Genomic DNA, 14,539 nt, shown 5'->3' on the forward strand with positions numbered 1-14,539 from the left:
TTTACTGTTCCGGCACGCAGCAGGCGTGTGGTATTCATTTTATAAGGAGCAGTGTATGTCAGAGATGATGAACGAGAGTGGAGCACCGGCCATTGAATGGAGCTATGGCGGCCGGGGTGATGATATCAGCAGTAGCCTGAGCCTCGACACGGTTGAGGAGCAGCCGCAGGGCTTCCTGATGACGGTCGATCGGCCGGTGCAGATCTTTAAAGACGCGCTGTCGCCGATGATGGCCTTTGTCACGCTGCTGCGCCCGCTGTACGCCAGGGCGGGCGAGGGCTTCCAGTACGTACCGGTTTCCAACCCCTGGACCGACGTGCAGCGCCTGCCGGCCAGCGCAGGCTATCTGGGCGTGCAGGTCAACGCCGGGCTGTTCTTCCACGGCGCCAAGCCGACGCACTATAAAGATCGCGACGGCCAGATGAAGCCGATCGACGGCGGCACGCTTTTGCAGAACATCACCGTGCTGCATCAGGTGGCGCAGCCGCTCGGCCCGGGTGAAGGCGCCGTCTGAGTCGGCAGCGTGATCACAGGGGCCGGACGCGGCCCCTTATCGCGCCTTGAAACCGTACGCCGGTTGGGTAAAACTGGCTGCCTATTCAAGGAGAAGAGTATGTACAGCGACAACGAGAAAAAATTTTATATCATCCTCAACCGCAATCACGAACCGGCCACGCTGTTTAACGCTTCCTGCCATCTGACGGCGGGCATCACCGATCTGATCGAGCAGCGCGAGTTTCACCACTATCCGAGCAGCCTCGACGGCGTCAGCGCCAATATGAGCCACTATCCGATCGTGATCCTGCAGGCCAAGAACAGCAGCCAGCTCAGCAACCTGATTCTGAAGTGCAAGGAAGAGGGCGTGTTGTCCAACTTCTTCACCACCACCATGCTGTCGCACTCCGCCGAACAGCAGATCGCCGACACCGCCAGTACCCCTTACGAACAGCTGGATTTCGTGGCGGTGGCGCTCTACGGCGACGCCGAACAGCTTAAGCCGCTGACCAAGAAATTTTCCGTCTACCGCTGAAAACGCGGGATCTCAGACGCTGGCGCCGTCGTAGGTGTGGATCTGCAACGCATCCAGCGCGACGTCAGGCACGCAGCGCAGGTTAACGGCGCACATCGCGGCGCCGTCCGGTGCGGTGCCGTAGGCGAAGGGCTGGGCGCCGCAGACTCGGCAGAACTGATGGCGGATCTTGTGATGATTGAAAGTGTAAGTGCTGAGCTGGTCCTGGCCGCTGTTGAGCGTGAAAGCGCTGATGGGGAAGAACGACAGCAGCAGCCCTTTGCGGCGGCAAATGGAACAGTTGCAGCTGAGGGCTTCGGTGGGCAGTTCGGCGTCTACGGAGAAGGTGACGGCGCCGCAGTGGCAGCTTCCCTGGAATGACATAGCGATGATCCTGTAACAGGGGAGAGTGTTTGCCCAGTATAGTGCAATTTATCGCCACTCGGCCGCGCAGGGCCCGGTTTCCTTAGTAAATGCGCGGTTTTCTGGTAGGTTAGAGCTTAACGTCATCAAAAGGAGATCGCGATGTTAGAACACTATTATCCGGCCAATATGGGCGCCGAGCCGGTCACGGACGAACAGCATAAACGGCTGGTGGCGGTGCAGGCGGCGCTGGAATTGATCAAGGCCACGCTGTCGGATACCAACGACGGCAACGGCGTAGACTTCCAGCTGAAGGCGGCGGAAAAGCACATCGGCCCGATGGCCGACGCCATTCAGGAAGCCCTGAAGTAACGGTTCGCCGTCACCTCAACCGCCCGCACCGGGCGGTTTTTTTTTGCGCTGATTACTGCGATTTTTTTAGTGGCGCATTGCCTTTTTCCCGGCTGGTGCCGTGAGCGACGCGACCCTACTCTAGCGATCCGAATCCTTATCAGGGTCATGCTCATGTTCCGCTTCAGCCTCTTTTCTTTCTTATTACAGCGCCGCCGGCGCGTCACCCGGTTGGCCGGCGTCGCGCTGCTTCTCAGCGGCGTCATGCAGGCGCAGGCCGCGCAGCGTATTGAATTCTCGCCGGATGCCGCCGGCGCTTATCCAGAGGGTATCGCCTGGAACCCGCGCGCCGGTGCGTTCCTGGTCTCCTCCCTGCGCGGTGGGCAGCTTGGCCTGGTCTACCCGGATGGCCGCTATCGGCGGTTTTCCACCGGTAAAGGGCTTATCACTACCTCCGGCATGCTGGTGGACGCCGAGCGTAATCGGGTGCTGGTGTGCAACGAAGACGTGGGGGTCTCCCTCAGCTCCGTTCCCGGTACGCGCAATCGCGTGGCGCAGGTGCTGGAGTTCAATCTCGATACCGGCGCGCTGCAGCAGACGTACGATCTCTCATCGTTAAGCCGTGGGCCGACGCTGGCCAACGATCTGGCGCTCGACGCGCAGGGCAATATCTACGTGACCGACAGCTTCCAGCCGCAGATTTACAAGATCGACCGGGCAACGCGCCAGGTATCGATTCTGGTGCGCTCAGCGCGTTTGATGCCGGCCGAGGTTCCCGCCGCTGCGCAGGGCACGCAGCCTTATCTCAACGGCATCGTGTCTCACCCGGATGGCTATCTGATTGCGGCGGACTACACCCGCGGGCTGTTGTGGAAGGTGACGCTGGATAGCGCGCCTGCGATAAGTGAAATCAGGCTACCGCAGCGGCTGAAAGGGCCGGACGGGCTGCGGCTCAAAAACGCCCATGAATTGGTGATCGTACAGTCTTTTCCGGGGGCAAAGGGGAGCATGTCCGGCGACGTAACGTTGCTCTCCTCGAACGACGACTGGGCCAGCGCGCATATCACGGCGGTCGCCACGCCGCCGGAATTGGATGGGCCGACCGGCGCCGCGCTGCGCGATGGCGAGGTGTGGGTCGTCAACTCGCGTTATCCCCGTTTGTTTGCCGACGTCGCTCAGGCGGAGAGAACCAGGACGTTCAGCATCGTCAGGGTGGCGTTAGAGCGGAGGCCCGCCGATCGGCGACGGTTGCCAACCCGGCCGGAATAGGATTAAATGCCGCACTGACTGTATAAATAAACAGGTGCGCTGCGATGAGTCTGATGTTGAAGGGTGAAAAGATCGACCGTAACCGCTTTACCGGCGAGAAGATTGAAAACGGCAGCTTTATGCTGTGCGATTTTTCGGGCGCCGATCTGACCGGCACCGAGTTTATCGGCTGCCAGTTTTACGATCGCGACAGCCGACAGGGCGGCAATTTCAGCCGCGCGATACTGAAAGACGCCAGCTTCAGAAGCTGCGATTTGTCGATGGCCGACTTCCGCCACGCCAGCGCCCTGGGGCTGGAGATCCGCGAGTGCCGCGCGCAGGGCGCCGATTTTCGCGGCGCCAGCTTTATGAACATGATCACCAGCCGCACCTGGTTTTGCAGCGCCTATATCACCAAAAGCAACCTGAGCTACGCCAACTTCGCCAAGGTGGTGCTGGAGAAATGCGAGCTGTGGGAAAACCGCTGGCACGGCGCGCAGGTGCTCGGCGCCAGCTTCAGCGGCTCCGATCTGTCCGGCGGCGAGTTCTCCGGATTCGACTGGCGCGCCGCCGACGTCACCCAGTGCGATTTGAGCAACGCGGAACTGGGCGAATTGGATTTGCGCACCACCGATCTGCAGGGTGTCAAAATGGACAGCCATCAGGCCGCGCAGCTGCTGGAGCGGTTAGGGATTGCGGTTATCGGCTAATAAATTGCCCCAGGCCCGTTTTCCACGGTGCCTGGGGGAAATATGTTTACGCGGTTTATGAATATAAATTTAAATATTGCTTGCTTAAATAACTCAGCCGTGTGTAAATAGCGTCATCGGTTTGTAGTACAGACCTTATGAAAGCAGTTTTAGTAAAGCAGTTCTCAGTATTAGCGATATCCCTCAGATACCTCTTCTTCCGCGAATTTTCTTCTCTAGTGCCCCATAAGTTTCCAATAAAAACAGACCTCTATCGCCCTATGGCGTCGCAAAAATAGAAAGGAAATATCTCTATGTCTACTAAAATGACGGGTTTGGTAAAATGGTTTGATGCAGGTAAAGGCTTCGGCTTTATCACCCCGGCAGACGGCGGCAAAGACGTGTTCGTACACTTCTCCGCTATCCAGAGCAACGATTTCAAAACGCTGGACGAAGGCCAACAGGTTGAGTTCACTATCGAAAAGGGTATGAAGGGTCCTTCTGCCGGCAACGTGGTCGCGTTATAATTTTCGGCCAAGGTGCGGTTTCTTACGACAGCGATGAAGGTTTAAGCCGGAGCAGTTAAGAAATAACACCCTCAGCCTGAATAAACTCCGGGTTCGCCCGGAGTCTTTATCGATACGTCATTAGCTCAGCAGGAAGAGCGGCAGCGAAATATTCGTTGGCGGACTGGGGTTCGATTCCTCGATGACGTTCCAATAATTAATTATTATTGGCAACAGAAAAACAGATTTTCGCATAAATAATAATGCCGCTTTCCAGTCTGTTTTCCTGTTGTGAAAAAGTCGCGCTTAGGCTGCGTAATGTTGGAGTGTTGGATGGACGCTTACGCCATAACATGACAGCCGGGAAAGTCACCGGCACATGATTAATAGCCCCGGCCCTGGCCGGGGTTTTTTGTGCCCGCGATCTTAACGCTGCGAGTCCAGCCGTTCGTTGTTTTTCACCACGTCCTGCGCCTTGAGGTAGCTCTCGATCAGCAGCTGATAGGCCGGGAAGATTTTGGTGTAGACCACGGCCCACTGCTGAGCGTCGGCGCGGTTCCAGCTGCCCTGCAGCTCGGAGGCCACGCCGGCGGTGTCGATCGGCACTACGCCGGCCTGTACCACGCGCGCCAGGGTGATTTCCTGCGCCATTTTCGAGTAGGTGCCGGAGGCGTCGATCACCGCGAACACTTTATAGCCTTCGGCCACCGCGCTGATGGACGGGAAGGCCATGCAGACGCTGGTGATGGTGCCGGCGATGATCAAGGTTTTGCGGCCGGTGGCTTTGACCGCCGCCACGAAGTCCGGGTTGTCCCAGGCGTTGATTTCCCCTTTGCGGGCGACGTATTGCGCGTGCGGCGCATTTTGGTGAATTTCCGGGATCAGCGGGCCGTTCGGGCCCTGCGGCACCGAGGCGGTGGTGATCACCGGCAGTTTGCTGAGGGTGGCGATGCTGGCCAGGGCAGCGGCGCGGGCGCGCAGTTCGGTCATCGGCATGTCGGCGACGGTTTGGAACAGGCCGCTCTGGTGGTCGATCAGGAGCATGACTGCGTCATTGGCATCAATAACAGGACGCTGGCCGTTGAAGTTGGCTGGAGTGCTCATGGTGTTTTCCTTTTCTCGTCGTGAGGTCAGTGGGTATCTTCTTTGATTGATAAGGCTGAAACTCAGCACTTGCCTACAGTGTAGGGAGGGGCGAAAAATCCGGTAGACCGTGCAGGCGGGATGCATCGTTCCACAGATGGAACGACGGTGCGGAAGGCGAGCGAACCCGCGCTGGGCTAAACTTAAGATGCATGAGAAACATGCGGCAAGGAGCGCCATCCTGTTTACGGATTACGGAGTTGACGAGGAGGGCCGCCATCATGGCTTACCGGCATATCGTTGTCGCCACGGATCTCAGCGAAGACGCCGAGTTCCTGCTGGGCAAAGGCGCCAGACTGGCCGCCGCGCTCAAGGCTAAACTTTCCCTGATCTATATCGACATCCACCGCGCCGGTTATTACGTCGATCTGGGCGTGGGCGATTACAACTACACCGATCGCACCTTTTCGGAGCGGGTGAAGAATATGCTCAATGCGATCAAAGGGCAGTCGTCCTACCCGGTCGAAGAGGTGATCGTCAGCCGCGGCGCGTTGACGGAAGAGCTGAACCGGGTGGCGAAGGAGAAAGGGTTCGACCTGGTGATCTTCGGCCACCATCACGACGTCTGGAGCCGGCTGGTCTCTTCGGCGCGCCAGGCGATCAACGAACTGAACGTCGATCTGCTGGTTGTCCCCATCGAGAAAAAATAGTCGCGGCCGCCTGCGGGCGGCTGCCGTTTTTCATTCACATCGTTTATCTCTGTGCGGCCATAACCGCACACCTGCAATAGTCTCGCCCGCTGACAATCCGCCAGACAAATAGTGACTCACCGTAATTTTATTTTATCCATCAATATGTTGGCCAAAATCCGATAAAGGTTAATCCAGCGCATTGAAATCACTGACATACCTCCTTTTGGTTAATAAACCGCACGTTTTGACTGGCTCTCAGGGGAGGGGCGCCTTATCCTCGGGGTAATGAGATTTGTATGACTTATATAAATACGTTCACATGGAGGAGGTCTCATGCGTTTTGACAATAAAGTCGTGGTTATCACCGGTGCGGGCAACGGCATGGGGGAAGCGGCGGCGCGGCGGTTCTCCGCCGAGGGCGCCATCGTGGTGCTGGCCGACTGGGCCAAAGAGGCGGTAGATAAGGTTGCCGCTTCGCTGCCGAAAGGCCGGGCGATGGCGGTACATATCGACGTGTCCGATCACGTCGCGGTTGAGAAAATGATGAACGAGGTGGCGGAAAAACTGGGCCGCATCGACGTCCTGCTGAACAACGCCGGCGTACACGTGGCGGGCAGCGTGCTGGAAACCAGCGTCGACGACTGGCGCCGCATCGCCGGGGTCGATATCGACGGCGTGGTGTTCTGCTCCAAATTCGCCTTGCCGCACCTGCTGAAGACCAAGGGCTGCATCGTCAATACCGCGTCGGTGTCCGGCCTGGGCGGCGACTGGGGCGCGGCCTACTACTGCGCGGCGAAAGGCGCGGTGGTCAACCTGACGCGCGCCATGGCGCTGGACCACGGCGGTGACGGCGTGCGTATCAACTCGGTCTGCCCGAGCCTGGTGAAAACCAACATGACCAACGGTTGGCCACAGGAAATCCGTGACAAGTTCAATGAGCGCATCGCGCTGGGTCGCGCGGCGGAGCCGGAAGAAGTGGCGGCGGTGATGGCGTTCCTGGCCAGCGACGACGCCAGCTTTATCAATGGCGCCAACATCCCGGTCGATGGTGGGGCGACCGCCTCGGACGGCCAGCCGAAGATCGTTTAAGCGTTAACGCACAGGCCCGGTCAGGATGACCGGGCCTGCTGTTTTAGACGCCGATGCGGTCGCGCAGCGTGTAGTAGGCCGCGCCGATGGCGGTGAACGGGATCTGCAGATTGCGCCCGCCGAAGAACGGCAGGTGCGGCAGCTTGGCGAAGGCGTCGAAGCGTTCGGCGTCGCCGCGCATCAACTCGGCGATCAGCTTGCCTGCCAGATGGGTACAGGTCACGCCGTGGCCGCTGTAGCCCTGCATGTAGTACACGTTATTCTCCAACCGGCCGAACTGCGGCATGCGCGACAGCGTCAGCAGGAAGTTGCCGGTCCAGCGATAGTCGATACGCACCCCTTTCAGCTGCGGGAAGGTCTTCAGCAATTTTGGCCGTATCAGGTTGTCGATGTCGTCCGGATCGCGCGCGCCGTACACCACGCCGCCACCGTACAACAGGCGATGATCGGCGGTGATGCGGTAGTAATCCAGCAGGTAGTTACAGTCTTCCACGCAGTAGTTCTGCGGGATCAGCGCCTGCGCGATCTCCGGCGCCAGCGGCTCGGTGGTCACCACCTGAGTGCCGCACGGCATGCTGCGCTTGGCCAGCCGCGGCTCCAGCTTGTCGCCCAGATAGGCATTGCCGGCGACGATGACGAAACGCGCCTTCACCTGGCCGTTGGCGGTGCTGATGAGCGCCGGTTCGCCGTGGCGGATGTTCGTCACCGCCGATTGTTCGAAGATGCGCCCGCCCTGCAGGCGAATCGCCTCGGCCTCGCCCAGCGCCAGGTTGAGCGGATGGATGTGGCCGCCGCTGTGATCGAGCAGCGCGCCGACGTAGCGATCGCTGGCGACTTCCTGACGCACCCGATCCGCATCGAGCAGCTCGAGCTGGGTATTGCCGTAGCGTTCCCAGTTGCGTTTCTGCTCGATCAGCGCATGGAACTGCTTGTTGTTCAGCGCGGCGAAGATGCCGCCGGGGCGGTAGTCGCAGTCGATGGCGTAGCGGCTGATGCGGCTGCGGATGATCTCCGCGCCTTCAAACATCATGCTGCCGAGCAGGCGGGCGCTTTCCGCGCCGTAGCGCTCTTCAATCACATCGATGTCGCGGCTGTAAGAGTTGACCAACTGGCCGCCATTGCGACCGCTGGCGCCGAAACCGATGCGCGCCGCTTCCAGCACCACCACGTTATAGCCGGCTTCCACCAGAAACAGCGCGGAGGAGAGGCCGGTATAGCCGCCGCCGATCACGCAGACGTCGCACTCGATAGATTCATTCAGTTGCGGATAGGGCTGATGTGCGTTGGCCGTGGCCGCATAGTAGCTTTTTACGTGTTCAGTCATGAGATAAGCCCTTATTCCAGCGAGATCCAGGTGGTTTTCAATTCGGTGAACTTGTCCAGCGCGTGCAGCGATTTATCGCGACCGTTGCCGCTCTGCTTGTAGCCGCCGAACGGCACGGTCATGTCGCCGTCGTTGTAGTTGTTGACGAACACCGTGCCGGCCTTCAGCTGGCGCGCCATGCGGTGCGCACGGGCCAGATCGCGGGTCCAGACCGCGGCGCCGAGGCCGTAGTCGCTGTCGTTGGCCAGCTGCAGCGCCTGTTGCTCGTCGTCGAAGGTGGTCACCGCCAGCACCGGGCCGAAGATTTCATCGCGCGCCACGCTCATGGCGTTGTTCACCTGGGTGAGGATGGTCGGCCCCAGGTAGCCTGCGTGGTCGCCCTGCGGATGGTCGCGCCCGTCAAGGAACAGTGCGGCGCCCTGGCTCAGCCCCCGATCGATATAGCCGGCCACTTTTTCGCAGTGGCCGCTGTCGATCAGCGTGCCCATCACCGTGGCGGGATCGAGCGGATCGCCGGGAACGAAGGCCGCCGCGTGTTTGCGCAGCGCCTGCAGGAATTCTTGCTCAATGCTCGCTTCGACCAGCAGGCGAGTGCCGGCGATGCACACCTGCCCCTGATTATAGAAGATGCCGGCGGCGGCGCTGCGGGCGGCCTGATCCAGATCCGGGCAGTCGGCGAAGACGATATTGGCGCTCTTGCCGCCGGCCTCCAGCCAGACGCGTTTCATGTTCGATTCGCCGGCGTAAATCATCAGCTGCTTCGCCACCAGCGTGGAGCCGGTGAAGGTGAGGGCGTCGACGTCGCGGTGCAGCGCCAGCGCCTTGCCGGCGTCGTGGCCATAGCCGGGCACCACGTTCAGCACGCCGTCCGGCAGCCCGGCCTGCTGCGCCAGTTTGCCGAGCAGGATGGCGCTCAGCGGCGATTTTTCGGAGGGTTTGAGCACCACGCTGTTGCCGGCGGCCAGCGCCGGACCGAGTTTCCAGCAGGCCAGCAGCAGCGGGAAGTTCCAGGGCACGATGGCGCCGACCACGCCGATCGGCTCGCGTTCAATCAGCGCCAGCGCATCGCGGCCGGTGGGGGCGATTTCGCCGTACACCTTATCGATCGCTTCGGCGTACCAGCGGATGCAGCGAATGGCGCCCGGCACGTCGTCGCGCAGGCTGTGGCGAATCGGTTTGCCGGTGTCTAGCGTTTCCAGCAGCGCCAGCTCTTCGTGATGCTGCTCCATCAGCTCGGCGAAGCGCAGCAGCGTGGCCTTGCGCTGCGCCGGGGCGGCTTGCGCCCAGTCGTCACGCTCAAAGGCGGCGCGCGCCGCGCTGACCGCCCGATCGATGTCGGCGGCTTCGCCCCGCGCGACCTGCGCCAGCTCACGGCGCCCGGCGGGATCTTCCACGGCGAAACTTTTCCCCGCGGCGGCCGGCTGGTAGCGGCCGTCGATAAACAGCTGGTGCTCAATCTTCAGGGCCTGCGCCCGTTGTTGCCAATACTGCAAATGGTGAAAGTTCATGCCTGGCTCCGTTGATCAGAATGTCGTCGGCGTATGGGCGCTGATAATCCGGCAAATGCGCGCCGACGTGTTGCTGAAACTGTGGGGGATGCCGGTATTGATGGCGTAGCTTTGCCCAGCCAACAGGTGATAGCTCTGGCCGTTGACCTGCAGCACCACTTCACCCTCCAGCAGCGTGCCGATCTCTTCCCCCTGATGCTTGATGCGCTCGCCGGTGGTGGTGCCCGGTTCGTAGGTCTCGATCATCATCGCCAGCGTGCGGTTCGGATCGCCGTTATGGATAAGCTTCATCGAAACGCCCTGGCTGCCGATTTCGATCAGATCGTCACTGCCGATCACGATCTGCGGCTCCGTCGGTTTTTCCGGCTCGGCGAAAAACGCCGACAGCGACAGACCGTATACCGTCAGCAGCTTTTGCAGCGTGCTGATGGCCGGGCTGACCTTGTCCTGCTCGATAGTGCTGATGGCGCTGTGGGTTAACCCAGACAGTTCGGCGACCCGGCGCTGCGACAACCCTAATTGTTGACGGATCTGCGACAGACGTTTTCCCGGTGCCAAGCTGACGTCGCTCATGGGCGTTTTTCCTTTTGATAGTTCCGACAGGCGGTGATGAAACCATCAAACAACAGGCGCGACAGGGCGTACTCGTCGCTGTTCCACTCCGGGTGCCACTGCACGCCGAGCGCGAAAGGCTGATCGCGCACGCTGATCGCCTCCACCAGCCCGTCGGCGGCGTGCGCCTCGATGCGAACGCTCGCGCCCAGGGTTTTGGCGCCCTGGCCGTGCAGCGAGTTCACCCAGAATCTGTTGCAATCCGGTATCAGTTGCGAAAGCAGCCCCCCTTCCTGAACGATGACTTCGTGGGCGGGGGCGTATTGCTGTTCCAGCGGCAGGTCGTGATCTTCACGGTGTTCCTGCAGCTCGGGCAGTTCGTACAGGCGGCGATGCAGGGTACCTTGGGTGGCGACCACCATCTCCTGCATGCCGCGGCAAATGGCGAAAAGGGGAATGCGCCTGTCGAACGCCTGGCGGATCAGCGCCAGGCTCAACGCGTCTCGGCCAGGATCGGCGTCAGGCTCATCGCCGTTTTCACCATAAAGGTGCGGCTGCACATTACTGGGGCTGCCCGGCAGCAAAATGCCGTCGAGGCGCGGCAGCAGTTCCGCCAGCATGTCCGGCTCCGCCAGCGCGTGCGGCAGGGCGATCGGCAAGCCGCCGGCGGTGATAACGGCATTCAGGTACTTTTCTTGCAAGGTCTGTGTGAGGTGCCCGTTTAACCTATACCTGCACATGACGACGCCGATGACTGGTCTGTTAAATATATTGTCCATGCTATCCCCTTGGTACGTTCGAAATTATGAACGATAAGCTTCTCCACCGCCGATTTCGTTCAATATTCTATAAATCTAGCAGTCGATTGGGCAATATTCAAACCAAAAGTAACACTTGCAAAACAAATTTGTTTCATCTACGTTTCATTTGTGGGCATTATATTGAACAATACGGTCAATAAACATCGACGACAGCAAAACACAAACGGCGGGTGAACCATGCAGACCAACATCGTAGAAGTGGAAAACTTTGTTCAGCACAGTGAAGAGAGACGAAGTAGCGCGTTCCAGCGCGAAGTGAAGAAGTACCTGGAACGTTATCCGTTAACCCAACATGTCGACGTACTGTTGACCGATCTGAACGGCAGCTTCCGCGGCAAACGCATCCCGGTCGGCGGCCTAAGCAAGCTGGAGAAGGGCTGTTACTTCCCGGCGTCGGTATTTGCGATGGATATTCTCGGCAACGTCGTCGAAGAGGCCGGGCTGGGGCAGGAGCTGGGCGAGCCGGATCACGTGTGCGTGCCGGTGCCGGGCACGCTGACGCCGTCGGCGGCGGATCCGCAATATATTGCACAGGTGCTGCTCACCATGCTGGATGAAGATGGCACTCCCTTTGACGTTGAACCGCGCAATGTGCTGAACCGAGTGTGGCAGCGTTTGCGTCAGCGCGGGCTTTCCCCCGTGGTAGCGGTAGAGTTGGAGTTCTATCTCATCGATCGTCAACGCGACGCAGAGGGCTATCTGCAGCCGCCGTGCGCGCCGGGCACGCAAGAGCGCAACACCCAAAGCCAGGTGTATTCCGTCGATAACCTGAACCATTTCGCCGACGTGCTGAGCGAGATCGACGAACTGGCGCGTTTGCAGGGCATTCCGGCGGACGGCGCGGTGGCGGAGGCGTCGCCGGGACAGTTCGAAGTCAACCTGCACCATACCGACGACGTGCTGCAGGCCTGCGATCACGCGCTGGCGCTGAAGCGGCTGGTGCGCATGGTGGCCGAGAACCACAACATGCAGGCCACCTTTATGGCCAAGCCGTATGAGGAGCACGCCGGCAGCGGCATGCACGTGCACATCAGCATGCTGAATGCGCAGGGCAACAACGTGTTCGCCGACGACGACGGCGAAGACTCGGCGCTGCTGAAACAGGCGCTGGCGGGCATGATCGCCCTGATGCCGTCTTCGATGGCGCTGCTGGCGCCGAACGTCAACGCCTACCGCCGCTTCCAGCCCGGCATGTACGTGCCGACCCAGGCCTCCTGGGGGCATAACAACCGCACCGTGGCGCTGCGCATTCCCTGCGGCGATCGCGACAACCACCGCGTGGAGTATCGCGTGGCGGGCGCCGACGCCAACCCTTATCTGGTGATGGCGACCATTCTGGCCGGCATCGTCTACGGCCTGGAAAGCGCGCTGCCGCTGCCTGAGCCGGTGACCGGCAACGGGCTGGAGCAGGATGGGCTGCCGTTCCCGATTCGCCAGAGCGACGCGCTGTACGAGTTCGAACATCAGCCGGTGCTCAATGCACTGCTGGGCGAACGTTTCAGCCATGTCTACCTGGCCTGCAAAACCGATGAACTGGTGCAGTTCGAGCGCCTGATCACCGAAACCGAAATCGAGTGGATGCTGAAAAACGCCTGATCCCGCTCACCCTGCGACGACCGCGCGCGTCTGGCGCATTTCATCGGCTCTCCTGTGGCCGGTGAGGCTGCGCGCTGCGGTACAGAATTTCTTCTATCACGGCGTACAGGACGCCGACGAGGAAATAACCATGACTCAGTCATTCCCCTGCGCAGACGTTTGCCTGTGCCGCAGTGCTTACGGGCCGGTCGCCGGCCGCCCGACAGTGATCCCAACCCGTTTTTCCCGCCGCCTGAGCAGCAGTTTCCCCGCGGCCTCTCTGAATGACGTTGCACGGTTGACAGCAGAGGACCAAGAGGGGAAATGCCATGACGATTAAAGCCATCGACGGCGGCCCGGCGGGCAAACCGCAGCTGCGTAAATCCCTCAAGCTGTGGCAGGTGGTGATGATGGGCCTGGCCTATCTGACGCCGATGACGGTGTTCGATACCTTCGGCATTGTCTCCGGCCTCACCGACGGCCATGTGCCGACCTCCTATCTGCTGGCGCTGGCCGGCGTGCTGTTCACCGCCATCAGCTATGGCAAACTGGTGCGCCAGTTTCCTACCGCCGGCTCTGCCTACACCTATGCGCAGAAGGCGATCAACCCGCACGTCGGTTTTCTGGTGGGGGGGTCGTCGCTGCTTGATTATCTGTTCCTGCCGATGATCAACACGCTGCTGGCGAAGATTTACCTGACCGCGCTGTTCCCGGAAGTGCCGCCCTGGGTGTGGGTGGTGGGCTTCGTTATCCTGATTACCGCCATCAACCTGAAAAGCGTCAATCTGGTGGCCAACTTCAATACCCTGTTCGTACTGGCGCAGGTGGCGATCATTCTGGTGTTTATCTACCTGGTGGTGCGCGGCCTGCACAACGGCGAGGGAATGGGTACGGTGTGGAGCCTGCGGCCGTTCCTCAGCGAGAATGCGCATCTGCTGCCGATCATTACCGGCGCCACTATCCTGTGCTTCTCGTTCCTCGGCTTCGATGCGGTGACTACGCTGTGCGAAGAGACGCCCGACGCCGCCAAGGTGATCCCGCGCGCCATCTTCCTGACCGCGCTGTACGGCGGGGTGATCTTTATCAGCGTGTCGTTCTTCATTCAGCTGTTTTTCCCGTCCATTCAACGCTTCCACCAGCCCGACGCCGCACTGCCGGAGATCGCACTGTACGTCGGCGGCAAGCTGTTCCAGTCGATCTTCCTGTGCGTGACCTTCATCAACACGCTGGCCTCCGGCCTGGCGTCGCACGCCAGCGTGTCGCGCCTGCTGTACGTGATGGGGCGCGATAACGTGTTCCCGGAGAAGTTCTTCGGTTACATCCACCCTAAATGGCGCACGCCGGCGCTCAACGTGCTGATGGTCGGGCTGGTGGCGCTGTCTGCGTTGTCGTTCGATCTGGTGACCGCCACGGCGCTGATCAACTTTGGCGCGCTGGTGGCCTTTACCTTCGTCAACCTGTCGGTCATCAGCCACTTCTTCATTCGCGAAGGGCGCAACAAAAGCTGGAAGGATCGCTTCAACTTCCTGTTCCTGCCGCTGGTGGGGGCGCTGACGGTGGGGGTACTGTGGCTGAACCTGGAGAAGAGCTCGCTGACCATGGGGCTTATCTGGGCGACGCTGGGCTTCGGCTATTTGGCCTGGTTGACCCGGCGTTTTCGCCAGCCGCCGCCGCAGCTCGAGCGGCAGCCGCAGCAATAAAATCACAGGCGGGAGTTTCCCGCCTTTCT

General features: G+C 60.3%; 16 protein-coding genes and 1 pseudogene. 11 read left to right on the plus strand and 6 right to left on the minus strand.

Annotated features, from left to right (window positions below; translation table 11 throughout):
- Positions 1 to 55: 55 nt before the first annotated feature.
- Both V8N38_RS10470 and V8N38_RS10475 read left to right on the plus strand, forming a co-directional pair.
- Positions 56 to 514, plus strand: a complete 459-nt coding sequence (locus tag V8N38_RS10470; protein ID WP_147840257.1) for a hypothetical protein — start codon at positions 56 to 58, stop codon at positions 512 to 514.
- A 99-nt stretch (positions 515 to 613) separates the two neighbouring features.
- Positions 614 to 1,030 carry a DUF2000 domain-containing protein gene (locus V8N38_RS10475; RefSeq protein WP_060440107.1) on the plus strand — a complete coding sequence of 139 codons (417 nt, stop codon included), beginning with the start codon at positions 614 to 616 and terminating at the stop codon, positions 1,028 to 1,030.
- A 12-nt stretch (positions 1,031 to 1,042) separates the two neighbouring features.
- Here the strand turns inward: V8N38_RS10475 and V8N38_RS10480 are convergent, their stop codons facing one another.
- Positions 1,043 to 1,393, minus strand: coding sequence for a GFA family protein (locus V8N38_RS10480; protein WP_096242171.1), 351 nt, complete (start codon positions 1,391 to 1,393; stop codon positions 1,043 to 1,045).
- Positions 1,394 to 1,534: 141 nt separating this feature from the next.
- On the opposite strand from V8N38_RS10480, the gene V8N38_RS10485 reads away from it, so the two are divergent.
- The 5 genes and pseudogenes from V8N38_RS10485 (at position 1,535) to V8N38_RS10505 (ending at position 4,379) form a co-directional block, all read left to right on the plus strand.
- A complete protein-coding gene (locus V8N38_RS10485; RefSeq protein WP_004941260.1) occupies positions 1,535 to 1,744 on the plus strand; it encodes a hypothetical protein in 210 nt (69 codons plus the stop codon).
- A 153-nt stretch (positions 1,745 to 1,897) separates the two neighbouring features.
- Positions 1,898 to 2,992: an SMP-30/gluconolactonase/LRE family protein gene (locus V8N38_RS10490; RefSeq protein ID WP_244951329.1), complete on the plus strand. Its 1,095-nt coding sequence runs from the start codon at positions 1,898 to 1,900 to the stop codon at positions 2,990 to 2,992.
- A gap of 44 nt (positions 2,993 to 3,036) precedes the next feature.
- A complete protein-coding gene (locus tag V8N38_RS10495; RefSeq protein ID WP_070914890.1) occupies positions 3,037 to 3,681 on the plus strand; it encodes a Qnr family pentapeptide repeat protein in 645 nt (214 codons plus the stop codon).
- 293 nt (positions 3,682 to 3,974) lie between these two features.
- Entirely contained in the window at positions 3,975 to 4,187 is a 213-nt protein-coding gene (gene cspA, locus V8N38_RS10500; RefSeq protein ID WP_025302547.1) for an RNA chaperone/antiterminator CspA, read from the plus strand.
- A 114-nt stretch (positions 4,188 to 4,301) separates the two neighbouring features.
- Positions 4,302 to 4,379, plus strand: a pseudogene (locus V8N38_RS10505).
- 213 nt (positions 4,380 to 4,592) lie between these two features.
- On the opposite strand, the gene V8N38_RS10510 reads toward V8N38_RS10505, so the two are convergent.
- Complete coding sequence (locus tag V8N38_RS10510; protein WP_147840255.1) at positions 4,593 to 5,270, minus strand: isochorismatase family protein; 678 nt, start codon at positions 5,268 to 5,270, stop codon at positions 4,593 to 4,595.
- Positions 5,271 to 5,530: 260 nt separating this feature from the next.
- Here V8N38_RS10510 and V8N38_RS10515 point away from each other — a divergent pair, with 260 nt between their 5' ends.
- Positions 5,531 to 5,959, plus strand: a complete 429-nt coding sequence (locus V8N38_RS10515) for a universal stress protein (RefSeq protein WP_038877738.1) — start codon at positions 5,531 to 5,533, stop codon at positions 5,957 to 5,959.
- Positions 5,960 to 6,274: 315 nt separating this feature from the next.
- Positions 6,275 to 7,030: an SDR family NAD(P)-dependent oxidoreductase gene (locus V8N38_RS10520; protein ID WP_025302549.1), complete on the plus strand. Its 756-nt coding sequence runs from the start codon at positions 6,275 to 6,277 to the stop codon at positions 7,028 to 7,030.
- A gap of 43 nt (positions 7,031 to 7,073) precedes the next feature.
- Here the strand turns inward: V8N38_RS10520 and V8N38_RS10525 are convergent, their stop codons facing one another.
- Genes V8N38_RS10525 through puuD form a run of 4 tightly spaced genes read right to left on the minus strand, consistent with a single transcriptional unit; the run spans position 7,074 to position 11,193 of the window.
- The gene (locus V8N38_RS10525) at positions 7,074 to 8,354 is read right to left on the minus strand and encodes an NAD(P)/FAD-dependent oxidoreductase (RefSeq protein WP_025302550.1); all 1,281 of its coding nucleotides are present in this window, start codon (positions 8,352 to 8,354) and stop codon (positions 7,074 to 7,076) included.
- Between the two features lie 11 nt (positions 8,355 to 8,365).
- Entirely contained in the window at positions 8,366 to 9,862 is a 1,497-nt protein-coding gene (gene puuC, locus V8N38_RS10530; protein ID WP_147840254.1) for an aldehyde dehydrogenase PuuC, read from the minus strand.
- A 15-nt stretch (positions 9,863 to 9,877) separates the two neighbouring features.
- The gene (gene puuR, locus V8N38_RS10535) at positions 9,878 to 10,435 is read right to left on the minus strand and encodes an HTH-type transcriptional regulator PuuR (RefSeq protein ID WP_049288046.1); all 558 of its coding nucleotides are present in this window, start codon (positions 10,433 to 10,435) and stop codon (positions 9,878 to 9,880) included.
- Entirely contained in the window at positions 10,432 to 11,193 is a 762-nt protein-coding gene (gene puuD, locus V8N38_RS10540) for a gamma-glutamyl-gamma-aminobutyrate hydrolase (protein WP_060440103.1), read from the minus strand. Before puuD ends, puuR begins: the two co-directional genes overlap by 4 nt.
- 219 nt (positions 11,194 to 11,412) lie before the next feature.
- On the opposite strand from puuD, the gene V8N38_RS10545 reads away from it, so the two are divergent.
- Positions 11,413 to 12,831: a glutamine synthetase family protein gene (locus V8N38_RS10545; protein WP_049296669.1), complete on the plus strand. Its 1,419-nt coding sequence runs from the start codon at positions 11,413 to 11,415 to the stop codon at positions 12,829 to 12,831.
- 308 nt (positions 12,832 to 13,139) lie between these two features.
- On the plus strand, positions 13,140 to 14,510 hold the full coding sequence (locus V8N38_RS10550) for an APC family permease (protein WP_147840253.1): 1,371 nt from the start codon (positions 13,140 to 13,142) through the stop codon (positions 14,508 to 14,510).
- Positions 14,511 to 14,539 lie beyond the last annotated feature (29 nt).

The organism is Serratia nevei, from assembly GCF_037948395.1.
Lineage (GTDB): Bacteria > Pseudomonadota > Gammaproteobacteria > Enterobacterales > Enterobacteriaceae > Serratia > Serratia nevei.